This is a genomic window from Pseudomonas sp. 2VD (assembly GCF_005503585.1).
GTDB classification, from domain to species: domain Bacteria; phylum Pseudomonadota; class Gammaproteobacteria; order Pseudomonadales; family Pseudomonadaceae; genus Pseudomonas; species Pseudomonas aeruginosa.
Window position 1 is genome coordinate 1 of the sequence record NZ_SCND01000187.1, and the last position, 11,648, is coordinate 11,648.

The following is an 11,648-nucleotide window of genomic DNA, read 5'->3' on the forward strand; positions in this document are numbered from 1 at the left end:
GTCGGAAAGCAGGGCAATGGCCAGCGCGTAGCTTTCCGCGGCGTTGTAGGAATAGATCGCATCGTAGTTGCGATAGACCAGGAAGGCCGGGCCCTGGGCCCCGGTCGGCAGGAGAATCGCGGCCTTCTCGTCGCCGCCCGGCAGCGGCTGGCCGTCGGCCCGCTTCACCCCGCGGGCGACCCAGGCCGACAGCGGCTGGCGCTTGCCGCGCCCGGCCAGGCTGGCGGGGAAGTCGGCCGGCACCTTCACTTCATAGCCCCACGGCTGTCCCGTGCGCCAGCCAGCCTTCTTCAGGTAGTTGGCGGTGGAACCGAGGGCATCCGGCACGCTGCCTACCAGGTCGCGACGACCGTCGCCGTCGAAGTCCACGGCGATCCGCGCGTAGGTCGATGGCATGAACTGGGTATGGCCGAAGGCCCCGGCCCAGGAGCCGGTGATGCCGGCGTCGCGGATGTCGCCGGCCTGCAACAGCTTCAGGGTGGCGAGGAACTCGCCCTGGAAGAACGACTGGCGGCGCCCGTAGCAGGACAGGGTCGACAGCGAGGTCAGCAGCGGACGCTTGCCGAAGATCCGCCCGTAGTCGCTTTCCACGCCCCACACCGCCACCACCGTGTACTTGTCCACGCCGTAGCGCGCGGCCACTTGGTCGAGCAGCTTGTCGTGCTGGGCGAGCATCGCCTTGCCATCGCTGACCCGCTGCTCGTCCACCAGGCCGGCCAGGTAGTCCCACAGCGGGGTGGTGAACTCCGGCTGCGCGTCGAGCAGGTCGAGCACGCTGAGGTCGGCTTGCAGGCCGCTGGTGAAGCGCTCATAACTGTCGGCGGAAATGCCCTGCGCCTGGGCCTTCTTCTGCAGGCCGGCGAGGCAGGAAGGGAAGCTCGAGGCGTCGGGTTGCGCCAGGGCCAGGGCGGGTAGCAGGGCCAGCGAGGAGAGAAGAAGGCTGCGCATGGGGTTTCCTTGTACGGTGAACGGTCATCCATGGCACCGGCGGGCTTCCCCCGGCGCCGAAGGCCTGGTGGCCTGTACGGTTGACTCGGTGATCGGCGTTCGACTGGTCGAGTCAGCCACACGGGCCACTAGCCTACCGTCCCGCCGGGTGCGGCGCCATCTCCGCCCTGAAAGGCGGGTGAAACCTTGCTCGGGCAGACTGGCGACGGAATACGCATGCCGGGTGTCTCGCGGCCGATCCGCCGCGTCACATCCGTGCCCGAACGCGCTGCGCCACCCGCGCGTCCGTTTTCCGGGCACTGGCCGGGCGTTCGCCTGTCCAAGCAGTGTTCCCCGCCTCCGTCCACAAGCCGGAGCCGGCCCCGACGGTCCCAGACCACCGCAGGAAAGCCGGGCGGCCGCCACCCGCCACCGCCCCGGGCTTTCCACCCTCACTACACGTTTCGGAGTACAACCTTGATCCACTGGTTGAGCGACCCGACGTTCTGGACAGCCCTGCTGCAGATCGTCGCCATCGATATCCTCCTGGGCGGCGACAATGCCGTAGTCATCGCCCTCGCCTGCCGGCACCTGCCGGCGCACCGGCGCAAGCAGGCGATCTTCGGCGGCGTCGCCGGCGCCATCCTGATCCGCATCCTGCTGCTGTTCTTCGCCCTGCACCTGCTCGACCTGCCCTACCTCAAGGTGATCGGCGCGCTCCTGCTGCTGTGGATCGGCATCAAGCTGCTGCTGCCGGAGGAGGAGGACGGCGACGACATCAAGGGCAGCACCCACCTGCTCGGCGCGATCAAGACCATCATCATCGCCGACGCGGTGATGAGCCTGGACAACGTCATCGCCCTGTCCGCCGCCTCGGCCGGGGATTTCTTCCTGGTCTCCCTGGGCGTGCTGATCAGCATCCCGATCATCGTCTGGGGCAGCCAGCTGATCCTGCGCCTGATCGACCGCTTCCCGCTGATCATCCTCTTCGGCGGCGGCCTGCTCGGCTGGATCGCCGGCGGCATGCTGCTCACCGACAGCGCGCTGAAACCCTGGCTGGCGCCCTACGCGCAATGGGATTCCTACCTGCACTACGGTGCGGCGGCCTTCGGCGCGCTGTTCGTGATTCTCCTCGGCAGCCTCCTGGCGCGCCGCCAGTTGAAGCAGCGGCATGCCGCGCCGACGGCCGCCGCCGAAAGCGAAGGCCGCTAAGAGCGACGGGGCGCCCAGGGGCGCCCCGTCCTCTTTCTCCGTCTCAGATATTGGTGCTCGCCGGGATCCGGCTCGGCAACAGGTACTCGTAGGGCCTGCGGCGCGCCTGGTTGCGCGTGCGAATGGTCGCCTCGATCTCTTTCAGACGTGCCTGGAAGCGCTCCAGCGGGCCGCCGCTGGCGGTCACCCGCCTGTCCGAGAACACCGGCGCGTAGGGGAACCCGGTCTGCCGGTAGTCGCCGAGGCGACCGTGGTAGACCGAACCGAGCAGGTGATAGATGTTCACCTTCTCCAGCGCCACCAGGGTCGGCGGCATCATCTTCAACCAGTCGGCCTCGCTCTTGCCGCTCGGCGAGTCCGGTGCCGGCGCCGCGCTCATGGCGCAGATCGCTGGCGCGTAGGTCATCATCGAAGGCTGCGGAAAATTGACCGCCGCATGCTGCGCGGAGGCGGTGAAGATCACCATGGTCAGCACCTCGACCAGTTGGCTGCGACCGGTGATCGGGCGGAACCCGGCCACCTTGCCGCTGCCGATCACTTCGCCGACCCAGGCCGCCAGTTCGACGTCACCGGTGACGTCGCCGTCGCTGGCGTAGTACACCGCCACGTAGTCGGCCGCCCACTGGCGGATCGCATTCCACACCAGCAGGCCGTCGTCGCGGTAGGGGTAGTCCGGTAACGCGGCCGGGTCGTCGACGTTCCGCGCCTTCAGGCTCTCCGGCAACATGCCGCGGTAGAAGTCGAAACCCAGCCGGTTGCCGCCGGCGGTGGCCTGGGTGTCCTGGATCGGCGCGGCGAACATCACGTCGATGAAGCCCGCGCTGGGCAACAGGATCCGCGCCGCCCCCTCGTTGATGAACAGGGTGCCCTCGAAGTGCGGGGCGAGCAGGACGTGCAGCGGATGGCTGGGCGCCAGGGTGCGCTGGGTGGCCAGGCAGAACGCCTCGCTCACCAGGTGGGTCTGGGCCAGGTGGACGAACATCTCGTGGTAGTTCTCCTCGGCGACCTGGACCACCGTCTTGGCCATCTGCCAACCCCAGTACAGATCACTCTCCGACTCCGCGGGACGCACGAACATCGGATGGGTAGCGGGGTCCTGGCCGCACTGGATGGCCACCGGCAACAGCCTCGCCCGATCCTTGCCAAGGGCGAACAGGGCGATCGGCGCATAGGCGAAGCCCGTCCCGGTGAGCAGTTTGTCCACCGCTCCCGACGGCGCCAGCTTGCCCAGCTCGGCGTAGTCCAGCAGGTACAGGCGGCGGCTGGCGGCGGCCTCCAGCAAGCTGTCGTCGGCGCCCATCACCCGGCGGAACTGCTCTTCGCCCAGCGGAAAGTTGGCCGGCAGCGCATCGACGCGGCGGATCAGCAGCGGATTAGGCCCGGCCACCCGCCAGTAGGCGAACGCTTCGTCGTCACGGAAGCTGTCGGCGACCTCCGGCAGGCGCAGCGTGCCGAACACCGCGCGGAAGCGATTCAGGCCGTCGCCCTGTCCCCCCTGGGTAACCAGGTTGCTGGCGCTCTTGAGGATGTCGTCGACCAGCAGGCCGACCCGCGTCAGCAAGGCGATCACCCGCGTCTGCAATTCCGTGAAGCGCAGCAGCAGGCTGCCGGCCGCGGCCGGATCGTTCTTCGCTTCCTCCAGCAACGCCTCGTGGACCTGGCGCGCCGCCTCCAGATCGCCGCTGAGCCCGGCGGCGATCCGCTCGAACTGCGCGGCGGCCGACGCCGGCAACGAGGCGACGAAATTGACGATCAGCTCGACGATCACCCCGGCGGTCTTCAACAGCCAGTCGACATTCGGCAACTCGCCCAGCGGCACCGAGCGGGCCATCGGCACGCCTTTGACATTGGCGAAGTTCTCGGTCCAGACATATACCAGTTTCTTGCTGGTCAATACCGCACGCCGCGCCAACTTTCCGGCCAGGTTGTCATATTGCGGCAAACTCGGCGGAATCAGGTTGTCCAGCAAACTTCGCGAGGCATCGATAGATCGCTGTTGTTCCACCCCGAGGTATTTCAAGGGCGAAAAGAATATCGAGTCATTGGCCAGTGCGGTTCCACTCAGGGCGACACCCGACAAGAGCACACTCCTGCGTTTCATATCATCGACTCCATCAATGCATTAACCAGGAACGACTCGATGCCTGAGCATCGAATCGCTCTTTCAACAGGTTGCGATCAGCTGTAAAGCCCTTCGCCGCTTTCCTTGTTGTAATGCAACGGAACATTGTGGTTGTCGGTCCCGCCGAGAATCTTGCCGACGGTGATCGCCGCCACCGAAGGCACCTGGAAGGCCAGCAGGTCGACCAGCTCGTGGGTACGGTTGAGGCCGATGGCGCTGGCCGCGTTGCCGATGCTGGAGAACAGCGGCGAGTTCAGGAAGGAGTTGGCCGCGTAGACGCCATTGATGATGGCATCGCCCAGGAAAGTCCCGGCGCCAGAAACCTGTTCGATTTCACCCACACTTAGAACCGCCAGGGCATTCACCTGATTTTTCATGTCTGAATCTCCACGTATTCAAATGATCGAAACGAATGGTTCTCGCTGAAAACAGCAAAGAAACCTGTACGTCCGAACTTCTTCGGAACGTGGAGAAAGCAATAGCGAGAGGAAAAATCGGCAATAAGCTGACGCTTCGCACAGTTGACAGGAAAAGCCTGAAACAATAGTTATCCACAATAATTATTGACGGCAAACTTTTGACTTGCAAAGAACTACGCCGGCCAACGGCAATAGCCGATTTTAACCCGCCAGGCCTCGACCCATTGTGCAAACCCGGCAGGGCGTTGCGCAGAACGTGGAATTTATTCGGGGCGATCCGCCAAGGCGATTTCATGTACTGAAGTACCAGAATCAGCGGATCGTGAGACCTATTTCCCCTTGGAACGATACGGATATTTTTTCCCGCACCCGGTTTCCCCTCTTCCGCGCCTGCCAGATCTGGCAGTTGCAAAACGCCACGACAACGCGAAGTCCGCGGCGCAGACGCCTCGACCGCTCATTGATGGCTAACGCGCAGCTCGCTGAACGTCGCCCGCCCGCCCTCGCTGGACGGTCCGCGGTTGTCCTGCAGGTAGAGTCCGGCCTTGAAATAAAGGCCCTGGTAGGCCCACTGCGGGTCCAGTTGCTGCTCCAGGGCGCTGCCATTCACCGACACGCTGAGCAATCCGCTGCGAGACACGCCGATGCGGTAGCTGAACGACTGGCCGAGAGGAATCCCGTCCATCAGCGTGTAGGCCCTGGTCCCGCCGTCGTCCGGCCGCTCGCGGACCAGCGCCTGGACCCGCCCCTGGTCGAGCCGCAACTGGTAGAGCAGCTTCACCAGAGGCGCGGCCTGGCCGCTATTGCTGCCATCGCTGTGGATCTGGCCGATGATCATGCGCCGGGTCGAGGGCACCGCCTCGATGCGCAGGGTCGCCTCCAGCCAGTTGTCGGCCCTGGCGTAACGCCAGTTGTAGGGCCTGCCGCTGGACAGGGTCTCGCGCAACTCGCTGCGCGGAAACTCGCTGTTGCGCGTGTGGCTGCCGTTGACCGGCACCCAGAAGCGAATGCCGTCGGCGGTGCGTTGGAAATAGTCGCTGCGGTAGTCGCGCTGCAATTGGCTGGTGGAGATGGTGATGGCCGGGCGGCCCTGGGGAATGGTCAGGTTCCAGGTACTCAGGTCAGGCATCCAGACGGTGTCCTAGCGAGGGGAAGGGACTCGCCCATAGGGTAGATGAGCGGCGCACCCTTTGCCTGGCCGAATGGCCCGCGTTTGAGCGGCGCAAGGCCGGCACCGAGGGTTTTCCCCGCGTCCCGCGCACAAGCGTCTATCTTGATCGGGGACCCTTTCACGGAGAGATGCCATGCGCCTGCTCTGCGCCCTGCTGCTCATCGCCTGCGCCGCCAGCGCCCAGGCCGCTATCCAGACCCGCGAGATGCCTTACCGGAGCGCAGATGGCACGCGCATGGTCGGCTATTTCGCCTACGACGACAGCAAGCCGGGGATCCGCCCTGGGGTCATCGTGGTCCACGAATGGTGGGGGCTCAACGACTATGCCAAACGCCGCGCCCGCGACCTCGCCGAACTCGGCTACAGCGCCCTGGCCATCGACATGTACGGCGAAGGCAAGCACACCGAGCACCCGCAGGACGCGATGGCCTTCATGCAGGCCGCGACCCGGGATGCCGACGCCGCCAAGGCGCGCTTCCTCGCCGGCCTGGAACTGCTGAAGCGGCAACCGCAGACCGATCCCAGCCAGATCGCCGCGATCGGCTACTGCTTCGGCGGCAAGATCGTCCTCGACATGGCCCGCCAGGGCCTGCCGCTGGCCGGCGTGGCGAGCTTCCACGGCGCCCTCGGCACCGCCACCCCGGCCAGCAAGGGCAGCGTCAAGGCCAAGATCCTGGTGGAGCACGGCAGCGCCGACAGCCTGGTCCCGGCCAAGGACCTCGACGCCCTGAAACAGGAACTGAGCGCCGCCGGCGCCGACTACCGGGTGGTGATCCAGGACGGCGCCAAACACGGCTTCACCAACCCCGACGCCGACGCGCACAAGGGCCACGGCCTGGACATCGGCTACGACCGCCAGGCCGACCGACGCTCCTGGGCAGACCTGCAGGCGTTCCTCAAGGACATCTTCGGGCAGGGTTGAACCCTGCGCCGACGCATAAAAAAACGGGAGTCCCCGGAGGGACTCCCGTCTTGAAAGGTCGAGACAGGACAGTATCCCGTCATCAACAAACAACCTCACCTGCATTCCACTGGAATGCGCGGCGCAGTCTGTCAAAACCGGGCCTTGCGGTCCGTTTTCCTTTGTTGCGCTTTTGCAATCTTGTGTAAGCGTCGCGTGACTGGTGGGCCACGTCGGGAACCGGCACAATGCGCGCCATGAACGACCGTCTCCCCTCCTTCTGCACCCCGCTGGACGACCGCTGGCCGCTGCCCGTCGCGCTGCCCGGCGTGCAACTGCGCAGCACCCGCTTCGACCCGGCGCTGCTGCAACCCGGCGACTTCGCCCTGGCCGGCATCCAGCCGCCGGCGAACATCCTCCGCGCGGTGGCCAAGCGCCAGGCCGAGTTCCTCGCCGGGCGCCTCTGCGCACGCGCCGCCCTGTTCGCCCTCGATGGCCGCGCCCAGACGCCGGCCGTCGGCGAGGACCGCGCACCGGTCTGGCCGGCCGCGATCAGCGGCTCGATCACCCATGGCGACCGCTGGGCCGCCGCCCTGGTGGCGGCGCGCGGCGACTGGCGCGGGCTCGGCCTGGACGTGGAAACCCTGCTCGAAGCCGAGCGGGCGCGCTACCTGCATGGCGAGATCCTCACCGAAGGCGAGCGCCTGCGCTTCGCCGACGACCTGGAGCGACGCACCGGCCTGCTGGTGACCCTGGCGTTCTCGCTGAAGGAAAGCCTGTTCAAGGCGCTCTATCCGCTGGTGGGCAAGCGCTTCTACTTCGAACATGCGGAACTGCTGGAATGGCGCGCCGACGGCCAGGCCCGGCTGCGCCTGCTCACCGACCTGTCGCCGGAGTGGCGCCACGGCAGCGAGCTGGATGCCCAGTTCGCCGTGCTCGACGAACGCCTGCTCAGCCTGGTGGCGGTCGGCGCCTGATCAGGCGTTCCCCGGCGTGCGCCGCGACGGCCGCAGCGCGCGGCCTTCCGCCAGGCGCTCGACGGCGCGGGCGGCGGCGACCATGCCGAAGGTGGCGGTGACCATCATCACCGCGCCGAAGCCGCCGGCGCAGTCCAGCTTCACCCCTTCGCCGACGAAACTCTTCGACTGGCACACCGTGCCGTCCGGCTTCGGGTAGCGCAGTTGTTCGCTGGAGAACACGCAGGGCACGCTGTAGGTGCGCCCCGGCGTGCGCGAGAAGTTGTAGTCGCGGCGCAGGGTGGAACGCACCTTGGCCGCCAGCGGGTCGTTGAAGGTCTTGTTCAGGTCGGCGACCTGGATCTGCGTCGGGTCGACCTGACCACCGGCGCCGCCGGTGGTGATCACCGGGATCTTGCGCCGCTTGCACCAGGCGATCAGCGCGGCCTTGGCGGCCACGCTGTCGATGCAGTCGATCAGGTAGTCGAAGTCGACGATGTACTCGGCCATGGTCTCGCGGGTGACGAAATCGGCCACCGCGTGGACCCGGCAGGCCGGGTTGATGGCCCGGATGCGCGCCGCCATCACCTCGACCTTGGCCTTGCCCACCGAGCCTTCGATGGCATGCACCTGGCGGTTGGTGTTGGTCACGCAGACATCGTCGAGGTCGAACAGGGAAATCTCGCCGACGCCGCTGCGGGCCAGCGCTTCCGCCGCCCAGGAACCGACCCCGCCGATGCCGACCACCGCGACGTGGCTATCGGCCAGGCGTTGCAGCCCCTCGCGACCGTACAACCGGCCGATACCGCCGAAGCGCTGTTCATCCACCTGCATCACCAACCACCTCTGAAACCGAATCGCGGATTGCCGCGCGCATTATAAAAAGCCGCGGCCGCCGCGTCGCCTGCGTTCTTACGGCTCGTCGCACAGGCCGGACTAGACTTGCAACAGACCCGCCAGCCCGGCGCCTGTACACCCCGGGGGGTGCGGGGTAGCATGCGCCGCCCCGTGTTCAGCGAAACATCCGGAACCTGGTTTCATCTCTATGTCTTCACGCAAGATCGGGCTCAACCTGGTGGTCATCGTCGCCCTGGCCGCCCTCTTCACCGGCATCTGGGCCCTGTACAACCGTCCGGTCAGCGTACCGGACTGGCCGGAACGCATCTCCGGCTTCTCCTTCTCGCCGTTCCGCCTCAACCAGAATCCGCAGAGCGGCCGCTACCCCAGCGCCGAACAGATGCGCGCCGACCTGGAACTGGTCGCCCGGCACACCCACAGCATCCGCACCTATTCGGTCCAGGGCGCGCTCGGCGACATCCCGGCGCTGGCCGAGGCGTTCGGCCTGCGCGTCAGCCTGGGCATCTGGCTCGGCCCGGACCTGGCCGGCAACGAGGCCGAGATCGCCCGCGCCATCCGCATCGCCAACGAGTCGCCGAGCGTGGTGCGGGTGATAGTCGGCAACGAGGCGCTGTTCCGCCGCGAGGTGACGGCAGAACAGTTGATCGCCTACCTCGACCGGGTCCGCGCGGCAGTCAAGGTTCCGGTGACCACCGCTGAACAGTGGCACGTCTACCGCGAACACCCGGAACTGGCGCAACACGTCGACCTGATCGCCGCCCACGTCCTGCCCTACTGGGAGGCCACGCCGGTGGCCGACGCGGTGGACTTCGTGCTCGAACGCGCGCGCGAACTCAAGGCCGCCTTCCCGAGGAAGCCGCTGCTGCTCGCCGAGGTCGGCTGGCCGAGCAACGGGCGCATGCGCGGCAGCGCCGAGGCGACGCCCGCGGACCAGGCCATCTACCTGCGGCGCCTGACCAACGCGCTCAACGGCGAAGGCTACAGCTACTTCGTCATCGAAGCCTTCGACCAGCCCTGGAAGGTCAGCGCCGAAGGCTCGGTGGGCGCCTACTGGGGCGTCTACAACGCCGACCGCAAGGCCAAGTTCAACTTCACCGGGCCGGTGGTGCCGATTCCCAAGTGGCGCGCCCTGGCCATCGCCTCGGCGGTACTCGCGGTACTCGCCTTCACCCTGCTGCTGATCGACAGTTCCTCGCTGCGCCAGCGCGGGAGGACCTTCCTCGCCGTGGTCTCGTTCGCCTGCGCCTCGGTGCTGGTGTGGATCGCCTACGACTACAGCCAGCAGTACAGCACCTGGTTCAGCCTGACCGTCGGCGCGTTGCTGGGCGTCGGCGCGCTGGGGGTGGTCATCGTGCTGTTCACCGAGGCCCACGAGCTGGCCGAGGCGGTCTGGACGCGCAAGCGGCGCCGGCCATTCCTGCCGATCACCGCCGCGCAGGCCTATCGGCCCAAGGTGTCGATCCACGTGCCCTGCTACAACGAGCCGCCGGAACTGCTGAAGCAGACCCTCGACGCCCTTGCCCGCCTCGACTACCCGGACTACGAAGTCCTGGTGATCGACAACAACACCCGCGACCCGGCCGTCTGGCAGCCGGTCGAGGCGCACTGCGCGCGCCTGGGCGAGCGCTTCCGCTTCTTCCACGTTGCCCCGCTGGAAGGCTTCAAGGCCGGCGCGCTGAACTTCGCCCTGGGCCACGTGGCGGCGGACGTCGAGGTGGTCGCGGTGATCGACGCCGACTACTGCGTCGACCCCGACTGGCTCAGGCACATGGTGCCGCACTTCGGCGACCCGCGGATCGCCGTGGTGCAGTCGCCGCAGGACTACCGCGACCAGCACGAGAGCGCCTTCAAGCGGCTCTGCTACGCCGAGTACAAGGGCTTCTTCCACATCGGCATGGTCACCCGCAACGACCGCGACGCGATCATCGAGCACGGCACCATGACCATGATCCGGCGCAGCGTGCTGGACGAGCTGAGATGGCCGGAATGGTGCATCACCGAGGACGCCGAGCTGGGCCTGCGGGTGTTCGAGAAGGGCCTGTCGGCCGCCTACTTCGAGCGCAGCTACGGCAAGGGGGTGATGCCCGATACCTTCATCGACTTCAAGAAGCAGCGCTTCCGCTGGGCCTACGGCGCGATCCAGATCATGAAGCGGCATACCGACGCCCTGCTGCGCGGCCGCAGTCCCGACGGCAGCCGCCTGACCCGCGGCCAGCGCTACCACTTCGTGGCCGGCTGGCTGCCGTGGATCGCCGACGGCCTGAACATCTTCTTCACCCTCGGCGCGCTGCTCTGGTCGGCGGCGATGATCATCGTGCCCAAGCGCGTCGACCCGCCACTGCTGATCTTCGCGATCCTGCCGCTGGCCCTGTTCGTCTTCAAGGTCGGCAAGATCCTCTTCCTCTACCGGCGCACCGTCGGCGTCGACCTGCGCGACTCGTTCTTCGCCGCCCTCGCCGGCCTGTCGCTCTCGCACACCATTGCCAAGGCGGTGCTGTACGGCTTCGTCACCCGCGGCATCCCGTTCTTCCGCACGCCGAAGATGCGCTCCAGCCACGGCCTGCTGGTGGCCCTGGCGGAGGCCCGCGAGGAAGTCTTCGTGATGCTCCTGCTGTGGGGCGCGGCGGCCGGCATCGTGGCGGTTCAGGGCGTGCCGAGCCGCGACCTGCTGATCTGGGTCGCCATGCTCCTGGTGCAATCGCTGCCCTACCTGGCGGCGCTGGTCATGGCCCTGCTCTCGTCGCTGCCGAAACCGCGCGAGGAACTGGCCGGCGGCGCCGAGCGGATCGGCGGTTGAGGTCGGGCGAGGCGTCGGGACGGCCGGCCCCGCTCGCCTAAACGGCGTCCCTTCGCCCACGTTTATGCTTTAAGATTCCCCCTTTCCGCTCGACCCGCTCAGGATGCCCTCCCCATGACCGCCTCTTCGCCGAGTCTCTCGCCGACCCTCGAACTCGCCTGCGAGTTGATCCGCCGCCCCTCCGTCACGCCCCTCGACGCCGACTGCCAGGCCCTGATGATGCGCCGCCTGGAAGCCGCCGGCTTCGCCCTGGAGCCGATGCGCATTGAGGAGGTGGACAACTTC

Annotated in this window: 9 protein-coding genes and 1 pseudogene; 5 read left to right on the plus strand and 5 right to left on the minus strand. The window is 67.0% G+C overall.

Annotated features, from left to right (window positions below; translation table 11 throughout):
- A partial coding sequence (locus tag FFS27_RS19575; RefSeq protein ID WP_137952161.1) for a lytic murein transglycosylase occupies window positions 1–948 on the minus strand: 948 nt, incomplete at its 3' end.
- Window positions 949–1,404: 456 nt separating this feature from the next.
- On the opposite strand from FFS27_RS19575, the gene FFS27_RS19580 reads away from it, so the two are divergent.
- Window positions 1,405–2,139, plus strand: a complete 735-nt coding sequence (locus FFS27_RS19580) for a TerC family protein (RefSeq protein WP_003086563.1) — start codon at window positions 1,405–1,407, stop codon at window positions 2,137–2,139.
- A gap of 43 nt (window positions 2,140–2,182) precedes the next feature.
- Here the strand turns inward: FFS27_RS19580 and loxA are convergent, their stop codons facing one another.
- The 3 genes from loxA to FFS27_RS19595 form a co-directional block, all read right to left on the minus strand.
- A complete protein-coding gene (gene loxA / locus FFS27_RS19585) occupies window positions 2,183–4,240 on the minus strand; it encodes a lipoxygenase LoxA (protein WP_023101431.1) in 2,058 nt (685 codons plus the stop codon).
- Window positions 4,241–4,317: 77 nt separating this feature from the next.
- Window positions 4,318–4,638: a hypothetical protein gene (locus FFS27_RS19590; RefSeq protein WP_003082401.1), complete on the minus strand. Its 321-nt coding sequence runs from the start codon at window positions 4,636–4,638 to the stop codon at window positions 4,318–4,320.
- 499 nt (window positions 4,639–5,137) lie between these two features.
- Complete coding sequence (locus FFS27_RS19595; RefSeq protein WP_003082396.1) at window positions 5,138–5,809, minus strand: polysaccharide lyase family 7 protein; 672 nt, start codon at window positions 5,807–5,809, stop codon at window positions 5,138–5,140.
- Window positions 5,810–5,984: 175 nt separating this feature from the next.
- Here FFS27_RS19595 and FFS27_RS19600 point away from each other — a divergent pair, with 175 nt between their 5' ends.
- On the plus strand, window positions 5,985–6,773 hold the full coding sequence (locus FFS27_RS19600) for a dienelactone hydrolase family protein (RefSeq protein WP_003086555.1): 789 nt from the start codon (window positions 5,985–5,987) through the stop codon (window positions 6,771–6,773).
- A 227-nt stretch (window positions 6,774–7,000) separates the two neighbouring features.
- Window positions 7,001–7,729 carry a 4'-phosphopantetheinyl transferase family protein gene (locus FFS27_RS19605; protein WP_003082383.1) on the plus strand — a complete coding sequence of 243 codons (729 nt, stop codon included), beginning with the start codon at window positions 7,001–7,003 and terminating at the stop codon, window positions 7,727–7,729.
- On the opposite strand, the gene tcdA is transcribed toward FFS27_RS19605, so the two are convergent.
- Window positions 7,730–8,542, minus strand: coding sequence for a tRNA cyclic N6-threonylcarbamoyladenosine(37) synthase TcdA (gene tcdA / locus FFS27_RS19610; protein ID WP_003086553.1), 813 nt, complete (start codon window positions 8,540–8,542; stop codon window positions 7,730–7,732).
- A 211-nt stretch (window positions 8,543–8,753) separates the two neighbouring features.
- Here tcdA and ndvB point away from each other — a divergent pair, with 211 nt between their 5' ends.
- Both ndvB and FFS27_RS19620 read left to right on the plus strand, forming a co-directional pair.
- Window positions 8,754–11,363, plus strand: a complete 2,610-nt coding sequence (gene ndvB, locus FFS27_RS19615; RefSeq protein WP_004348676.1) for a glycosyltransferase NdvB — start codon at window positions 8,754–8,756, stop codon at window positions 11,361–11,363.
- Window positions 11,364–11,477: 114 nt separating this feature from the next.
- Window positions 11,478–11,648: pseudogene (locus tag FFS27_RS19620) on the plus strand (succinyl-diaminopimelate desuccinylase); the annotation flags it as partial.